Annotated in this window: 15 protein-coding genes; 13 read left to right on the top strand and 2 right to left on the bottom strand. The window is 33.0% G+C overall.

Annotated features, from left to right (window positions below):
* The first annotated feature begins 208 nt into the window (after positions 1-208).
* From IEV77_RS09340 to IEV77_RS09315, 6 genes are all read left to right on the top strand, one after another.
* Positions 209-613 carry a hypothetical protein gene (locus tag IEV77_RS09340; RefSeq protein WP_188464096.1) on the top strand — a complete coding sequence of 135 codons (405 nt, stop codon included), beginning with the start codon at positions 209-211 and terminating at the stop codon, positions 611-613.
* Between the two features lie 165 nt (positions 614-778).
* Positions 779-1435: a DUF4304 domain-containing protein gene (locus tag IEV77_RS09335; RefSeq protein WP_188464094.1), complete on the top strand. Its 657-nt coding sequence runs from the start codon at positions 779-781 to the stop codon at positions 1433-1435.
* A gap of 160 nt (positions 1436-1595) precedes the next feature.
* Positions 1596-2015 (top strand): hypothetical protein, encoded by a 420-nt coding sequence (locus tag IEV77_RS09330; RefSeq protein ID WP_188464092.1) that lies wholly within the window; start codon positions 1596-1598, stop codon positions 2013-2015.
* A 188-nt stretch (positions 2016-2203) separates the two neighbouring features.
* Positions 2204-3313 carry a T9SS type A sorting domain-containing protein gene (locus tag IEV77_RS09325; RefSeq protein WP_188464090.1) on the top strand — a complete coding sequence of 370 codons (1110 nt, stop codon included), beginning with the start codon at positions 2204-2206 and terminating at the stop codon, positions 3311-3313.
* A gap of 177 nt (positions 3314-3490) precedes the next feature.
* Complete coding sequence (locus IEV77_RS09320) at positions 3491-3841, top strand: hypothetical protein (RefSeq protein ID WP_188464088.1); 351 nt, start codon at positions 3491-3493, stop codon at positions 3839-3841.
* A 598-nt stretch (positions 3842-4439) separates the two neighbouring features.
* Positions 4440-5150 (top strand): DUF6090 family protein, encoded by a 711-nt coding sequence (locus IEV77_RS09315; protein ID WP_229736634.1) that lies wholly within the window; start codon positions 4440-4442, stop codon positions 5148-5150.
* A gap of 34 nt (positions 5151-5184) precedes the next feature.
* Here the strand turns inward: IEV77_RS09315 and IEV77_RS09310 are convergent, their stop codons facing one another.
* Both IEV77_RS09310 and IEV77_RS09305 read right to left on the bottom strand, forming a co-directional pair.
* The gene (locus IEV77_RS09310) at positions 5185-5880 is read right to left on the bottom strand and encodes a CPBP family glutamic-type intramembrane protease (protein ID WP_188464084.1); all 696 of its coding nucleotides are present in this window, start codon (positions 5878-5880) and stop codon (positions 5185-5187) included.
* 115 nt (positions 5881-5995) lie between these two features.
* Positions 5996-6907 (bottom strand): patatin-like phospholipase family protein, encoded by a 912-nt coding sequence (locus IEV77_RS09305; protein WP_188464082.1) that lies wholly within the window; start codon positions 6905-6907, stop codon positions 5996-5998.
* 711 nt (positions 6908-7618) lie between these two features.
* On the opposite strand from IEV77_RS09305, the gene IEV77_RS09300 reads away from it, so the two are divergent.
* The 7 genes from IEV77_RS09300 (at position 7619) to IEV77_RS09270 (ending at position 18110) form a co-directional block, all read left to right on the top strand.
* Positions 7619-9259, top strand: coding sequence for a tetratricopeptide repeat protein (locus tag IEV77_RS09300; protein ID WP_188464080.1), 1641 nt, complete (start codon positions 7619-7621; stop codon positions 9257-9259).
* Positions 9260-9737: 478 nt separating this feature from the next.
* Positions 9738-11261 (top strand): DUF1254 domain-containing protein, encoded by a 1524-nt coding sequence (locus IEV77_RS09295; RefSeq protein WP_188464078.1) that lies wholly within the window; start codon positions 9738-9740, stop codon positions 11259-11261.
* 23 nt (positions 11262-11284) lie between these two features.
* Positions 11285-12790, top strand: a complete 1506-nt coding sequence (locus tag IEV77_RS09290) for a DUF1254 domain-containing protein (RefSeq protein ID WP_229736633.1) — start codon at positions 11285-11287, stop codon at positions 12788-12790.
* Between the two features lie 139 nt (positions 12791-12929).
* On the top strand, positions 12930-13739 hold the full coding sequence (locus IEV77_RS09285; RefSeq protein ID WP_229736632.1) for a hypothetical protein: 810 nt from the start codon (positions 12930-12932) through the stop codon (positions 13737-13739).
* Positions 13740-13753: 14 nt separating this feature from the next.
* On the top strand, positions 13754-14821 hold the full coding sequence (locus IEV77_RS09280) for a SphA family protein (protein ID WP_188464076.1): 1068 nt from the start codon (positions 13754-13756) through the stop codon (positions 14819-14821).
* Positions 14822-14942: 121 nt separating this feature from the next.
* Positions 14943-16532 (top strand): DUF1254 domain-containing protein, encoded by a 1590-nt coding sequence (locus IEV77_RS09275; protein ID WP_229736631.1) that lies wholly within the window; start codon positions 14943-14945, stop codon positions 16530-16532.
* 69 nt (positions 16533-16601) lie between these two features.
* Positions 16602-18110 carry a DUF1254 domain-containing protein gene (locus IEV77_RS09270; RefSeq protein WP_229736630.1) on the top strand — a complete coding sequence of 503 codons (1509 nt, stop codon included), beginning with the start codon at positions 16602-16604 and terminating at the stop codon, positions 18108-18110.
* The last annotated feature ends 184 nt before the right edge of the window (positions 18111-18294 follow it).

Genomic DNA, 18294 nt, shown 5'->3' with positions numbered 1-18294 from the left:
ATAAAACAAGGTAAGTTATCCACTTTTTCTATCTAAAGATATTTATTACTAACTAAAGAAACACGTTGTAACATATTTGACCAAAACGAGAAAATGACCGACATCTAAAGTTTGATTTAAAATTTTATTTTCAACTTTAGCTAAAATCATTATAAAGCAATAAATTTATAACACCTAAATTATATTAATCCAAGATAAAATAAACATTATGAAAAAAATTAAATTATTTATCGTTGTAGCTTTAATCAGCAATATCTTTTTTGCACAAGAATCGGATTCTAATGAATCCTACTTTATTAATGTTTTTATAAATCAAAACAAAGATGTTAGAATAGAATCTAATCTTGTGAATATAAATGACATTGGAAATGAAGTAAAGAATATTATATATAATCAACCATTCAAAGTAGACAAAAAAATAACCTATCGCATTTATGCTGACAAAGACCTCGATTTAGGTTACATCATGGATACTGAACAAAAAATGTTAGAAGGTTACAGTTATAACGTAAAAAGAGAAAGATATCTTTTAGAAACTGTGAAAATGAATATTGATGGTCCAAATTGGTTACAAAAATTAGACGAATTTGATATTAAACCTAAAAAAGGGTAACTGAAATAAAAAAAAACGTATGGCAACCCTGTATATAAAAAATGCGTAGTTTAGTGCTAAACCAAAAGAATGTGCGTACTTGCTTTCATCCGATTTTCGTTCCGAAAATCCTCTGACACAAGCACGCACTTTTTATGTACAAAACCGTTAGGCGCTAGTTGACAAATGACAAACAACATCGACTATAAAAAGACACTTGACGAAATCCAAAAAACAGTTCATTCCGAATTGAAAGTGGATGGGTTTAAGAAAAAAGGAAGAACTCATAATAAAGTTCTTGACAATGGAATCATCCAAGTCGTTAATTTCCAAATGGCTAATTATGAATTTGAAAATACTGTTGAAATTCCTGGTTTAAGGAATAATCTTTATAAGAATTTCACAATAAACATTGGAGTTTTTATTCCTGAATTGTACGAAAAGACATTTAATCAAAAACCAAAGGTTTTTATTCAAGAATATGATTGCGAAATTCGGACAAGAATAAATGATAAGGTGGATGGAAAAGAAATATGGTTTTCATTGCAATCTGATTATCAGAAAACGGCTGAATTAATAATTGACCGAATTAAATCTGATGTTAAAAATTGGTTCGACAGATTTAACAATCGAACCAAAATTGTTGCGGAATTAATTCAATCAAAAGAAATAAAATTTTCACCAAGAGAAAAGCTTTGCGGAGCCATTATTGAATTGGAAATCGACAGAAAAAACGGTGAACGAATTTTTAACGAATACTATAATTCGATTGAGAGTAAAAAACCTCATAAGAACTATGTCTCGGAATTAGCAAAACAGCTGAATATTAGACTGACAAAATAACCAGCGCAAAACACTGAATAAAAAAATGCGTAGTTTAGTGCTAAACCAAAGGAAAGTGCGTACTTGCTTTCATCCGATTTTCGTTCCGAAAATCCTCTGACACAAGCATGCACTTTTCATATACAAAACCGTTGTAAACAATTTAACCGAAACTATACAAATGAAAAAACTTATTTTACTCTTCACTTTATCTATTGGATTTATGACCTTCTCATCCTGTTCGAATAACGATGACAATAATGATACTGAAACTGAATTATCAGTGGTTGGAGGTTGGTCTGTAGGTGAAACTACATTAAATGGAGAAATAATTACTAATCAAAGTATTACTCGATTATTATCTGCCGAAAATAGAGCAGAATTTAGATATTTAATTGATGTTGGTGATCCTAGTGGTGAGTTAGAATTAAGAGTTTTCCAAGGTAATTGGTCAAAGAACGAAAATATATTAACAATAGATTTTGATAATGTAGATATGGGAACGAAAATTTATACTGTTTCTGAATTAACAAGCAACTCTATGACTTGGGAATCTGAAATTTTAGGAGAAGGTATTTTAAAGGAAACTTTAAGCCGATAAAAACTGTTTACAACACTGTATAAAAAAATGCGTAGTTTAGTACTAAATCAAAGGAGAGTGCGTACTTGCTTTCGTCCGATTTTCGTTCCGAAAATCCTCTGACACAAGCATGCACTTTTTATGTACAAAACCGTTGTGGGTAATTACAACAACAATAAAAAATTGCAAACCAATAAACTTAAATAACTATGAAAAAACAATTACTATTTAGTCTCCTACTAATTTTTGGACTTAATAAAATAATTGCTCAAGTACCAATTTCAGAAAGAGATGCTTTAATAGATTTAGCTGTATCTACAGATGTTTTGAATTGGAATTATTATAATTGGGATATTGATAATCCAGTATCAACTTGGAATGGTATTGTCGTTACTAATATTTCTGGCAATGACCATGTGACTAAAATAGAATTATCGCATAATAATCTTAATGGAACAATTCCAGCTAGTATTGGAGATTTTCCTCATTTAACATATTTAGAACTTTCAAATAATAATCTTAATGGAACAATTCCTGCCAGTATTGGAAATCTTCCATATTTAACGCATCTATCCTTATGGAATAACCAATTAACTGGTGTTATTCCTCCTCAAATTGGAAATAATACAAATCTAATATCTCTTGAATTGGATGAGAATTATTTTACTGGCACTATACCTCTGGAATTTGCAAATTTAACTATGATGGGTAATTTTCATGTATTTGGTAATAATCTTGAAGGTGATGTTACTAATATATATTCATCCTGGCCAAATCTTCAAATTTTAGGTTTATCAAATACTCTTCTTACTGGAGATTTAGACTTAAGTAACAACCCCGAATTATTAGTGCTCTGGGCAGAAAATAATTCACTTTCAACAATAAATTTAAAAAACGGTACAAATTACACAGTCCCATATTATAACGTTAACGTTTTAAATAGTCCTAACTTAACATGTATACAAGTTGATAATGAAATTGACGCCAATAATGGTAATCCTCCTTATGATGATTGGTCTTATGATAATACAATTGTTTTTTCTGAAGACTGTAATTCCTTAAGTGTTTCTAATCATTTTTCAAACAACGATTTATTTATTTATCCAAACCCAACTAAGGATCAATTATTTATATTAAACAATTTCAACTCATCTATTAATGTTGAAATTTATAATATCATAGGACGAAAAATTTTTTCATTCAAATTACATAAAGGAATGAATAGTATAGATCTTTCTGATTTCAATAATGGAGTTTATATTGTAAAATCAATCGATGAATTTAATCAGGTCAATATTAAGAAAATTGTTAAAGAATAAAACTAGCCACAACACTGTATAAAAAAAATGCGTAGTTTAGTGCTAAACCAAAGGAAAGTGCGTACTTGTTTTTATCCGATTTTCGTTCCGAAAATCCGCTGACACAAACACGCACTTTCCATATACAAAACCGTTGGCAATAATATAGCTGAACGCAAAAAATGAACAAATTGCTTAATGAAATATAGCATTCCAGATAAAAGAGAATTGACCAAATCAGAGATTGAATTTCTGACTTATTTGTTTCGTAAAGAAAAATCGGAATGGAGTAATTTAATTGAAAACCTCAAAGTAATTGCGAGATGTGGATGCGGAAAATGTCCGACTATAATTTTTGGAAAATCATTTAACTCGGAAATTCAAAAAGGAAATTTAATGATAGATTACGCAGGAAAAGGTAAAAACGGAGAATTGGTTGGAATATCTGTATTCGGAACTGACCAAATGCCAACTGAATTAGAATTTTACTCAATAGATGGAGAATCGGATATTTTTGAATTACCTAAAATTGAGACATTAACAAACTAAAATAATGGAAGCCTTGTTAATACTACTAATCATTTTGATTCCAATTATTCTTTGGATTTCAAGTGCTTATATGCTTTCTAATTGGATTAAGTTTAAAATTTTTTTTATAGCAAATGCACTTTTAGTAATTACATATGTAGGAATTATAATTTATGGAAAAACTGTTATTTGGGAACACGATGAATATGGATTAGGAATGTTATTTAGATTAGCATTTTGCTTAATATCCCACGTTTTAATTGTTTTTATATTTGCGTTATTTAAAAGAAGACAAATAAAAAATACTATTTCCAGCACCGTATAAAATTAATTGCTTGGTTCTTGCCTACTTGGAAATTCCTACGGAATTTCCTCTGGTTCGTTCCATTTTACTAATTTAGTTGCTTAACCACGCAACTAACCTTAAACATAAACGTCAGACTGTCTAATAACCTATTTTTGTAACTTTGATATTCGGGGAGGTCTCTTTGAAAATTCATGAATAGGCGATTCTCAGAGATTAGGTTTTAGTTATTAGACAGACTGCCGTTAGCCTTCATTATGACCAACCACTTACCAAATGATAAAATTCTTTAGAAAAATTCAACAAAACTTGCTTATGGAAAATAAAACTGGAAAGTATTTGAAATATGCCATTGGGGAAATTGTTTTAGTAGTAATTGGAATATTAATTGCACTTCAGATTAATCAATGGAATGAAAATCGAAAGGAAAATAATGCATTAAAAATATTAACGGAAAATCTAAATAGTGAATTCCGGAAGAATTTGAAAGAACTAGAGATTGACTTATCACGTATTAAAAATAAAATTTCTGCGAGTAATACTTTATTATCATATTCTGGTTTAAAAAATGTTGAAGTGAATAACATTATAATTGATAGCTTAATTTATTATGCTATCTCTAATCCTACTTGGAATCCAAGTTCTTACGTATTAAATGACATCAAGAATTCTGGTAAATTATCAACTTTGAAAAATGAAAACCTGAAACTTCTTTTATATGATTGGGATAGACTTTATGAAGATATCCTAGAATGGCATACGGGCCTAAATACTAGTTCAAACTATCTAGTTTATTTTTTAATTGAAAAAGGATCCTTGGTGAATGTTGACCATTATAATGAAAAAAATGAGAAAGGCTCAAAGTTCAACCTTGAAAATTCAGACTTATTACAAGAAATACGTTTTGAAAATGCACTAGATAACAGCTTATATTCTGCAATTGAATTGGAAAAAAGGTATAATAATGCAGATGTTTTATTAAATAAAATTATAGAGATTTCGGATAGTCATATTATTATAAAATAAAATAACAAAAGGCTAACATGGTGTTGTAGTAAGTTTATGTTGCAAATAGCAATGGAAGTGCATACAAGCCGTTATTTAGTATATGTAAACTAATAGACATTATTATTCCTGATTTTAAACGTGCATAACTAAAAACTAATCCGGCAAAAAAATGTGGAAGCATTAATAGTGGGATATAAATTAAAGTCGAAAATTCCAAATCGTAATTTGTCGAATGCAATAGAACAAAGCTAAAAAGTAAAAAATAAAATACAATTAGTCGATTTTCTTTCCAAAATATTTCTAATCGATTGAGAATTTTATTCTTTAATAACAAGCCTAATAATAAGGTGAGTATTACAGTTATTAATAAAGAATTAGACCAGTCCAATTGAAATATAATTTTGAAAACAGAGTAGCTAATTCCAAGAAACATTATAAGAAAGTTTCGTTTTGAAAATTTCAAATTAAGCCGAAATGTCAGTTCCTCCAAAATTGGTATTAAAAAAGCACTCAAAAGGAATTTTTGAATTCCAGAATACTTGTCGAATTTAAAGTCGTTTGAAACCACAGGAATAGAAAATGTATCTGACAAATCAATGATAAGAGTTAGTCCTAAATACAAGATTTTGACAACGACTAAAAATAAAAACAATTTTATTAAAAATCGGACTGACTGCTTTAAAGTTCTTATTTCTTCTTTAACAAAACCAGTTTTACCTAAAGCCCATAAATTCTTTAAAACACTCATTGTTTTTGTCAAATTTGTTTCAACAATTGGATAAAGACAATTGTCTAAATCTAATTATCATCAAATACAGAAACCACTAATAAACGTACTAGCATCTTATTTTTATTTGGAAACACTATTTAAGGATACCTCTTTTTTGAAGTTCAGCTTTTATTCCAGGAAGCATTTCTTTCGCTGCATTTACTCCTAATTCATATAATTTTTCATTGTCCTTACTACTCATTAATGGAATGCCCTTTAAGTTAGGAGCAATTAAAACATCAGCCGTTGAGTTTAGCTCAACATTAGCTTTATTTGCAGCAACAGAGTATGCTCTTATTATTACATCCTGATGGTTTTTTAAATCGACCGTAGTCTCAAATGCCATAATTTTAACCTCAATTATATATTCTGGATTGTACTCCTTAGCAATATTAACAGGAAGATTATCAAGAACACCTCCATCTACAAAAGTAGAACCATACATTTTTACTGGCTCAAAAATTCCTGGTATGGCACAAGATGCATTTACAGACGGAGCTATGGGGCCGGCTTTTAAAGCCACAGTTTCTCCTTTTACAAGATCTGTTGTTACAGCAACAAAAGGTATTTGTGTATCTTCAATCTGAGTAACTCGAAGCTGTTTATTAAGATAACTTTGTAGTTTTTTTCCTGAAACATAGCCTTCACTCGATCTAAATAAAGAAAAATCAAAAACATCTTTGGCTGTTGTAGATTTTATTAAAGGAATTAGAGAATCAATTTTAGGGTTGTCAGCATATAATGCACCCACCATACTTCCAGCACTTGTTCCAACAATAAGGTCTATAGGAATTCCGGCATCTTCAAGTACTTTTATCACACCTACATGAGCCATTCCATGAAATGCACCACCTCCAAGAACAAGAGCAACTGCAGGTCTATCTTTAAGCACACGTGCAGGGGGTTGTAATGTAGGAGTGTCAACTACCATAAATTGTTTTGCACATGAGGTTGCTGCAAAAAGTATCAATATTGAAAAGGCGACAAATGTAAACTGTTTTTTCATAAATGGAAATCTTAGTAAGATTCACGAATCTAAACTTAATTGGTTTAACTCGCAAACACCAAGCATCTTAAAAAAATAGTTTTTTATAAAATGCCTTTTAGACAGCTTATGGTTTCATGGCCTAAAATATGGTAGCAGATTTAAACAAGACATGAAGCCTTATAATAAATCTGTTATTATATATGCCATATGTGATCTAAATGCTTTTGTAACGGTCTACCATTTTAGAGTTGATTATATTTAGTTCTTATAATAATTGGACTGAAGAATTTTGTATAAGGGAATTTAGAGCTATTAGCTACTTAAACGACGTTGCTGTATATTTGAGTGCATGCCAAAATTTTTAAATTTGGCTCTTTCATAATTTGAAAGTAATTTTATAACTTACACACTAATAGCTTTTTACAAGAACGTAAGCAACAATAAATTAAACCCAATATGAAATATTCATTAAGAAGGAACATGGTCACTTTTGCAGTACTTTCGAGAAATTTTTATTATTCGCAAACCAACGGAAGTAAAAGGAGGGAAGTGGTTGTGAATTTTAGCATGAAAAAGCATGATAAGTCTTTTAGCCGTGTTGATATGGATGGCTATTAAAAACGCTTTTTTTTCTTTTTTAGAACCTCTAGTTTACTATAAAAATACTACTTTTGAATGATCTAATAAAGAACCATTAAACTACACATTAGTAGAATATAGTCGAAATCCATGCCAGATAACGCCGCAGAAAATCACATTTTACTCAATTATTCGAAACAGGATATTCTCAAGGAATTGGATTGTATTCTAAACAGTGAACTCTTTTCTCGCACGGCCGTATTGTGTAATTTTCTAAAATTCATTGTAGAGGAAACTTTAGAAGGCCATACACATAGCTTAAAGGAATACACCATTGCTGTGAGTGCCTTGGGTAAATCTGTGGATTTTAACCCACAAACAGATGCTGTTGTTCGCATTCATGCTGGAAGACTTAGAAGATTATTAAACGAATATTATTTACAACCTGGCATTACAGATAGTATAAAAATTGAGGTTATTAAAGGGACCTATGTACCCGTATTTCGAACACAAGTTATAGAAAAATCAACAGAGGATTTAAGGGAAAAGACAACGACAGTAGTTAATGATACAGTTGTATATTCGCGATCAAGACTCACTCTTGCCGTGCTTCCTTTTCGTAACTTATTACCAAACAAGGACTATCAATTTTTTGTAGATGGATTTGGCGAAGAGCTTACCCGAGTTTTTAGTACTTCTGAAGATTTAGATGTAATTGCTCATTTTTCTACGCTCAAGTACGTTGCTAATCCTAAAGACATTCGTGTTGTAGGATCTGAGTTAGGGGTTCACTATGTAATAGCTGGTGCTGTTAAACGCTCAGCAAAGCAAATTAAAGTGAGTGTAGGCCTGGGAGAAACCGTTAATGGCATGCAAATTTGGACTAAAGATTATATCCATAGTTTGGAAGATGATGAAATAATGGATATTCAAGACCAGATTAATAACGATGTCTTTGCTTTATTAAGTGGCCATTATGGTTTTATTATTAAGGATACCATGCGTTTGGTTGAAGGTAATATGAAGCAAGATTTACAAGCTTTCGATGCTGTTTTATGGTTTCATCATGCGCAATTAACGCATTCTGAAGAGAACTTCTTAGAGGCGATAAAAGGTTTAGAAAAAACCTTAGAAAATGATCCGAATAATGTGATGTGTTTGTCAATATTGGGAGATCTATATCTTTCTTCCTATTCCATGGGTTATACTGTAGAAGATCCTATCAATAAAGCCAATCTATACATAGAAAAAGCAATCCGAATAGCACCTTTATCGCAATATGCACACATGGAACGCGGTTGGGCACACATTCATTTAGGTAAGAAAAAAGAAGCTATTGAATCATTAAAGTACAGTGAGCAACTTGCTTCTCCATCTTTTTCTCCCTCAACTATGGGAGGGCTTGGTTTTGCATATTCCTGTGTAGGTGAGTATAAATGTAGTCATGCCTTGTTGCAGGCAGCTTTAAATCTCAACCCCTATTGTCCGTGGTGGTATTATGTGGGACTTTTCTTTGGTTTTTATCATAACGGACAATATGAAGAAGCTTTCAAATATGCACAAAAAATGAATGCCTCAGAAGATGTTTACGTAATACCTTTGCTAATGGTGGCTGTTAAAGGGCAATTAGGAATGGTATTGGAAGCGCGAGTAGAAATAAACATCTTAAATAAAAAATTTCCAGAGATTTTAGCGAATCTTGGAATGTATCTCAACTCATTTATACTCGACCGTTCTTTGGTTGAGGAAATTATTCTTGGACTTAAAAAGGCAGGGCTTCAACTCCACTAAATCTATTTCCAGTACTCGAATTAGAGTAAGAAAACATCAAACATATATATAACTAACTTGTTTTTAGTATGTTAAAAACCCATTTAACAGTTAAATGGATTTTTAATCATTATAATTTTCGTTCAACGTTGTACCTTTACTGTATTAATTGAAATTTACAAGACTTAAAATGCGTTTAAAAATTGTGCAACAATTTCCAGATTTTGAAGAGAGAATTGATTTTCTTTTTCAAAACGATGAAAATTTCCGGGACTTATGTTCCGATTATGACCTGTGCACAAGTATGATATTACAAAGAAAAATAGCAGAACATAAAAATAAAGCGGAGATTAATGAGTACGAAACATTACAACTCATTTTAAAAGAAGACATTATAAAGGTCCTTCAATCTCAAACTTAATTGCACGTTCATTCGGGTAAAGTTGAGCGATTTACAAATAAAATTTAATAAACAAAACCATTGTTAATAATTGAAATTATGATTAAAAAACCATTAAACTATCTTGCAATAACGCTTATTGGGGCTTTTACTACACTGCCAACTTACGCACAAACTGATTATAGTAAGTTAAGTGAAGCAGAGAAAACAGAAGCGGCATCCATAGCAAACAAAGTAAAAACTGCTGCAGGTGACTTAGAATTTTTCGATGGTGTACCTGTTGGAAATACAAGTGACTTAGTATACGATTATCTTGACCGTGCTCGTGGCGTAGATGTTTTTCTTGATAATGTTGGAGCTGTTTCAATTTACAGTCTTCAATATGCATTAGCACAACAAGGTGCCGATGCACCTAACAAAATTGCTATTTGGGAGCAGTTAATGGATTCACGCACACCAGTGATTACTTCTAATACCTCTACCATGTATGCTTATTTCTGGACAGATTTAGCAAAAGATGGTCCAACAGTTATCCAACTTCCTCCAGGTATGCTTGGTTTTATGGACGATGCTTGGCAACGTTTTGTAGGCAATATGGGTGTTGTAGGTCCAGATAAAGGTAAAGGTGGAAAATATCTTGTGATCCCTCCAGGGTATACTGGTGAAATTCCTGAAGGTTATTTTATTTTAAAACCAAAAACAAACAGAAACTTTATTTTCTTGAGAGGTTCAATTGCTAAAGGTTTAGAAGCTGCAACAGATAATTTTAAACAAGGATTAAGAGTGTATCCTTTAAAAGATAATGCGAATCCAGCACCTACTGAATTGGTAAATATGTCTGGTCGATCTTTCCAAACTATTTTCCCAAGTACTTTAGAGTACTACAATATGTTAAACACAATTGTTCAAGGTGAACCAGAAGACGCTATCGATGCTGAAATTCGTGGAGAATTAGCGGCCATTGGTATTGTAAATGGAAAACCATTTGCTCCTGATGCAAGAATGCAAAAACTACTTACAGAAGCAGCAACCCTAGGTAATGCCGCAGGTCGTGCAATTACCTATGCACCACGTATTGAAGGTGTAGAAATCTATCCAGGTTCTGGTATGAATTGGGATATGGGTTATGCTAACAAGAACACGTCGTTTGAAGCAGATGGTATTATGGATTTAGATGCCCGTACATTTTTCTACTTCAATGCAGGTGGTGTAACACCAGCAATGGCGGTAACTCATGCAGGTGCTGGATCTGATTATGCGATTGGAACATTAGATAATAACGATAAACCTTTTGATGGATCTAAAACCTATAAATTGCATTTACCTCCAAATGTACCTGTAAACGATTTCTGGGCTGTTACGATTTACGATACTCAAACACGTTGCCAGTTACAAACAAGTCAGTTATTCCCAACAAAAGGAAGTCAGACTAAAGGTTTTGAAAAAAATAAAGATGGATCTTACGATCTGTATTTCGGACCAAAGGCTCCAAAGGGAAAAGAAAATAATTGGTTAGAAACTGTACCGGGTAAAAGTTGGTTTAGTATTTTACGTATGTACGGACCATTAGAGCCTTGGATTGACAAATCTTGGAAACCAGGAGAAATTGAATTAGTTAAATAATAAAATAATAATTTAAAATAATAATGATGATTAAAAAACCATTAAATTATTTAGCAATTGTGCTTATTGGTGCTGTAGTTACATTGCCAAGTTATGCGCAATCACCTTCAGATATAGATTTGAAAGTAATTGGTATTGCTAATGAGGTAGAAACTCCTATTGGGAAATTAGAATTTTTCGATGGTGTACCAACAGATGCAACAGTAGAAACGGTGTATGATAATCTAGATCGTATGCGTGCAGTCCAAGTTTTTCTTGATAATCAAGGTTCTGGGTCGCTTAACGCTATGCGTAAAGGGAATGCTAGCATAGGAGCAACGAGTAATACGGTGTCTATTACCGAACAATTACTTAAATCGGAGTCTTTATATTTAACAGGAAATACATCTACAATGTATGCGCTTACATATATCGATCTTAAAGAAGGTCCATTAGTGGTTGAATTACCACCTGGAATGTTAGGCTTTATTGATGATGCTTGGTTTAGATTTATAAGCAATATGGGAGCGATAGGTCCAGACAAAGGAAAAGGTGGAAAATATTTATGGTTACCACCAGGATATACAGGTACGGTTCCTGAAGGTTATTTTGTAATTAAGACTGATACCTATAATAATTTAATGTTTTTACGTGCCTCTATTAAAGATGGATTGCCTAAAGCAGTTGGAAATATAAAGTCAAATCTTAAGATTTATCCGTTATCTAAGGCCGATAATCCACCAGCAACCAAGTTTGTTGACTTTTCAGGAAAAAAATATAGTACCCTTGTTCATAACGATGTTAGTTTCTATGAAGACCTTAATACTTTAGTGCAAGTAGAACCTATCGATGCTATAGACTCTGAAGCTAGAGGTTTATTAGCATCTATCGGAATAGTGAAAGGTAAGCCTTTTGCTCCGGACGCTAGAATGACTAAAATACTTAATGAAGCGGCCGTAATAGGCGCGGCTTCAGCAAGAGCAATTACTTACAAGCCACGTATTGAAGGTGTATATATTTATCCAGATACAAATAGTTCTTGGACAATGGGTTATGCCAATAAAAACACGTCGTTTGAAGACAATGGTGCTATGAATTTAGATGCTCGTGTAATTTTTTACTATAATGCAACAGGAGTAACACCAGCTATGGCAGTAACACATGCAGGAGCTGGATCTGATTATGCCATTGCGTATTTAGATGCAGATAAGAAAACTTTTGATGGTTCTAAAACATACAAGTTGCATTTGCCTCCAAATGTTCCTGTAAACGATTTTTGGGCAGTAACGATTTACGATACACAAACACGCTCGTTATTACAAACAGATCAACCATTCCCTACAGCAGGAAGTCAATCTAAAGGTTTTGAGAAAAATAAAGACGGATCTTACGATCTGTATTTTGGACCAAAAGCACCAGCAGGAAAAGAAAATAACTGGTTACAAACACTTCCTGGAAAAAGTTGGTTTAGTATACTAAGAATGTATGGACCTCTAGAACCATGGATAAACAAATCATGGAGACCAGGTGAAATTGAATTGGTGAAATAATACGATATTATAGAATAGGGAATGACCTGCTTAAATGAGCCATTCCCTTATTTTTTTACGGATTCCTAAATTTATATTCACAAATAATTATCTGCATTATGCTATAAAAGCAAATGGACAGTAACAAACTTTAAAACTAATGAAAAAACTTAATTATTTATTGTGCTTACTTCTTCTAAGTAGTGTTAGTATTTTTGCTCAGGAGGAAAAACCAGCTGCTACAGATTCAGCTTCCGATCTTGAGAAAAAAATTCAGAACCCTATCGCAAGTATGATAAGTGTTCCAATACAAAACAATGTAAATTTTGGAGTAGGACCATATAACCGTACGCAGAATACTACGAATATTCAACCGGTAATTCCAATTTCAATTAATGATAAATTTAATTTAATTTCCAGAACAATTATTCCATTAATCTCTCAACCTGTAGGAGAACACGATAGTGAATACGGATTGGGAGATATTAGTTTAAGCTTATTTTTGACTCCTAAAAAAGCGACTAAACTTATTTATGGTGGAGGTGTAGCTGTAGGTATTCCTACTGCAACTAGCGATTATTTAGGAACAGATAAATGGTCTGCAGGACCTTCTGTTGTTTTATTAGTTCAACCAAAAGGATGGACAATTGGTGGTATCCTTCAAAATACTTGGTCGTTTGCAGGATCTGAAAATGCTGCTGATGTAAATTATTTTTACTCACAAATTTTTGCGGTGAAGAATTTACCAAAAAAATGGTACATCAATACTGCGCCTATTATAACTGCTAATTGGGAAGCTACATCAGGGAATCAATGGACAGTGCCCTTAGGAGCTGGATTTGGTAAATTAGTACGTGTAGGAAAACTTCCTATTAATGCACAAGCCGGTTACTATTACAATGTTGTAAGACCTGATAATGGACCAGAATCTCAATTAAGAATTCAAGTAGCCTTTTTATTTCCAAACTAAAATAAGTTCTGATTATGAAAATATCAATTACAAAAGCATTAGTTCTAAGTGTGTTGATGATTGGTTTTACTTTTCAAGTACAGGCCCAAGAAACTCCTAAATTTGCATCACCATTACAAACAGGACATTATATTCCTGGTATTATAAGTATTCGAGATTTCGCAGATCCAGCACCAGCAAGTGGCTTGGTTCTACTAGATTATAATATATTTCTTTCGGGTGATAAGTATTTTAATAAAAATGGCGAAGAAGTGACTGAATTTGAAAGTCCAACAGGAGCCGATATAGCATTAAACCCCGATGTTAGCGGATACATTAATAATCCAGTATTAATGTGGGTTGCAAAACAAAAAGTTTTAGGTGCCACTTTTCTTACTGGTATCTCTATTGCTTATAATACGGTAAATGCAGATATTGCATATAATAGAAGTGGTATTATTGAAGGTTCCAACCAAGAAGGAAGTAGTAATAGTAATGTTTCTGGATTTTCAGATTTTAATGTCATGCCCGTGTATTTATCTTGGGGTTTAAAAGAGTTTGACATTACCGCAGGCTACATGTTTTATGCACCTACAGGAGAATATACTCCAGGAGGGAATAATAATACAGGATTAGGCTACTGGAGTAATATTTTTCAAGTCTTTACTTATTATTATCCAATGAAAGTTAAAGGAGAAACTTCAAAAGCATTGGCTGTTATGTTTGCGCCTACTTATGAAATTATAGGAAAAATTAAGGATGTGGAAGTGGTACCAGGAAATCGTTTATCATTAGACTATGGCGTAGATATGTATTTTACAGAAAAATTATCTGTGGGCGTCTTTGGTGGTAATAACTGGCAAGTTGGTAACGACACAGGTTCTGGTGTTTACTGGGATGGCTCTATTAAAGACAAGAATGGTATTGTAGGTGGACAAGTAGGATATTGGCTTTGGACGAATAGACTCCAAGCTATTGGTAAATTTGGCTCCACTTATGGTAGTAAGCAACGCTTAAAGCAAAATTACTTTCAGATTAACTTAACTTTTATGACCAATGCTTTAACTGGAAATAAAGCAGCCAAAACGTCATCTAGTAAATAGATTTAGAATATTCTTAAAAATGCGTAACTTGAACCCTAATTAGATAACAATTAAAATCAAGTAAAATTGAATGAGTTAAAAATATAATCATTTAGTAAAAAATTAAAAATAGGTTAAAATTATGAATTACAAATTACTAATTACTGGAGTTGTCCTTTCTACTTTTTTTAGTTGTCAGGAAACTAAAAAAGAAGACGCACCTGCTAAAGCAGAAGCATCCATGGAAGAGCCTGCTGTAGGCACTTACACGCAAACAACAGATATTCCAAAAGGGATATTAACACCAGATGTAGTAGATACATCTATTGGAACCTTAAACTTTTTCGATGGTACACCAACAGAGGAAACAGTACAATTAGTTTATGACAATTTAGACCGTTCAAGAGGTATTGATGCCTTTTTAAAAGGTATTCAAGGGGCATCTGTTAGAGAATTAATTGAAGGACCAAAAACGATTGGTGCAGACGTAAAATTCAATGATATTTTAATCTTTGAACAGTTAATGGATTCTAAACAAACATTCCTTACTGGAAACACGTCTACTTTATACGTTATTCCTACGTTAGATTTAAAAGAAAATGGCCCTATGGTTGTTGAAGCGCCTCCTGGATTATTAGGTGGATTTAATTCTGCATGGTTTGAGTATATTAGTGATATTGGTGTTTTTGGACCAGATAAAGGTAAAGGTGGTAAATGGCTTGTATTGCCTCCAGGTTACGAAGGTGATATTCCTTCAGGGTATTTCGTGGTACATTCACCTACTTACAAAGTGTGGAATTTTATGCGTGTAGGTATTGCTGATGGTTTAGAGAAAGCAGTGAAAATGGCAAAAGAAACGGTAAAAGTATATCCGTTGTCCATGGCTGATAATCCTCCTGCAATGAATTTTGTAAATGGATCTAATAAAGCATTCAATACCATTCATCATAACGACTATTCTTTCTACGAAGAAGTGAATAAAACCATTCAAGAAGAGCCATTAGCTATGTTAGACCCTGAAACAAGAGGTTTATTTGCTTCTATTGGTATTGAAAAAGGGAAACCTTTTGCTCCAGATGCTAGAATGAAAAAAATTCTAACAGATGCTGTTGCTATTGGAAACGCTACTATACGCTCTATCGTGTGGTACCCAAGAACAAGTGGAAGTGTTGATAATATGAAAGGTATTCAAATTTATCCAGATACTAATAGTTCTTGGATGATGGGATTCTTGGATAAAAACGTGTTCTTTAATGGTAAAGACAAAATGACTATGAATAGTGATGCTAGAGATTTCTTCTACTATTGCTATACGGTTGTAACACCTGCCATGGCTGTTTCATTCCCTGGAAAAGGATCTGATTACGGAGTTGCTTTTGTAGATGCTGATAAAAAAGCTATGGATGGAGCCAAAACCTATAAAGTAACCTTACCTCCAAATGTACCCGTAAATAACTTCTGGGCATTTACTTTATATGATACTCAAACAAGATCTCAATTACAAACAGATCAAGCTAGACCTAGTGTAGGCAGCCAAACTGAAGGATTTAAATTAAATGCTGATGGTTCTATGGATGTGTACTTTGCTCCTGAAGCTCCTAAAGGATTTGAAAATAACTGGTTACAAACCATTCCTGGAAAAAGCTGGTTTACAGTTTTAAGAATGTATGGACCACTTGAGCCATGGTTAGATAAAACGTGGAGACCAAGTGAGATTATGTTGGTGAAATAATAATAATATTAAGAAGATAGCGCTCAAAAAAGCGCTATCTTCTATTTCAAATAAAATTTTAAATAAATAATGATGAAAAAATATTTACTACGCACCTTTGCTATGACATGTATTGCTGCTACAACAGTATTGACAAGTTGTGAGAAAGCAGAAAATAAAACAGAAAAGAAAACTGAAAAAGAATCAACTGAAGTAGCTTCAAGTATGGAAGACGTTGCAGCACGTGCTTATCTTTACGGACTACAACAAGCCATTTATTATGGACAGCGCTGGACTTATACCCAAAATGATGTAAAAGACAATCAGGTCTATACAGGTCTTAATAGGTTTGCATGGGTACGTAAGCAAATAACTCCAGATTATCCGGTGGTTACACCAAACGCAACGACACTTTACGGACTGGGTTTTATTGATTTAAGAGAAGGACCAGTTGTTGTTGAAGTACCTGAGATTACTGATCGCTATTTTAGCGTTCAAATTATGGACCAATATGGGATTTTCCGCATCATTGTTGGTTCGCCTTTCAACGGTACCGCTGCACGTAAATACATATTAGTACCACCAGGATACACTAAGGATCTTCCTGCAGATTTCGCTACTACCGATATTTTTCAATGGCCAGCTTTAACTGCTTCTGCAGTTGCGCGTATGGCAGTTGAAACAGGATCTGATGCCGAGATCAAGGAGATCAATGGGTATCAAGACGAATTAACAATGACGCCTTTGGCAGATTGGTTAGCTAATGGTAATAAGGGAATTCCTGAAGCAGATAGAAAGATTGTAAAAGGAGACTTCTTAATTCCAAAAGGGTTACCTGAATATCAGTTCGGACAAGTTGACAAACAGACACCTGAACAATATTTCACACTGCTTAGTGTCATTTTAAACGATGTAACTATGCCAACTATTGAGGATTCTATGATGGAGGCGAAAATGCTTAAAGAACTTGAGCAATTCAGTATTGGTAAAGGCTTAACTTTCGATTGGAGCAAACTTACAGAAGCACAGCAAAATGCATTAACAACTGGTTTTAAAGCTGGATTTGAAAATGTTCGTAAAACGTTAAAAACCAATATGATTAATATGAATGGTTGGGGTGTAGTACGTAATGATGGTGGATTTGAAACACATTGGATGGATCGTGCAATAATTGCTGATGCAGCTTGGGGTGCGCCAGACAAGAATGTCTCTCATGCTGGAGCATTTTTATTTACAGATTCAGATGGTAAGCCTTTTAGTGGAGAGAATAAATACACAATGACTTTCGATATGAACGATTTACCTCCTGTAACTCAGTTCTGGTCAATTCCAATTTATGATGCGAATGGTTATTTTGTTGCGAATGAAATAAACAGATATACCATTAACAGTTTTATGTTAAAAGCGGGTGATTTAGTAGCTAAAGACGGCAAACTTGTTATTTATATACAGAAAGATAAGCCAACAGATCCAGATCAAGCTAAAAACTGGTTACCAGCACCAAAAGAAGGTTTCCGATTTACTTCTAGATACTATGGTCCATATGCACCGCTTGTAAACGGTTCTTATAACATGCCTAAAGTAGTGCCAGTTAAGTAATACAATAAGTAAATGACATGGTGTACTAAAATACACCATGTTTTTTTGTTACAGTTTCTTTGAATTAGACTATTTAATTTGGATAGATAAAACATGGAGACCAAGCGAAGTTGAATTGGTTAAATAATAGAATACTATAAGTAAACATTTAAAAAGCGATTTGAATATATATTCAAGTCGCTTT

Origin of the sequence: Xanthomarina arctica (assembly GCF_014638915.1) — a bacterium.
Lineage (GTDB): Bacteria > Bacteroidota > Bacteroidia > Flavobacteriales > Flavobacteriaceae > Xanthomarina > Xanthomarina arctica.
This window is presented reverse-complemented; position numbering and strand designations above follow the sequence as displayed.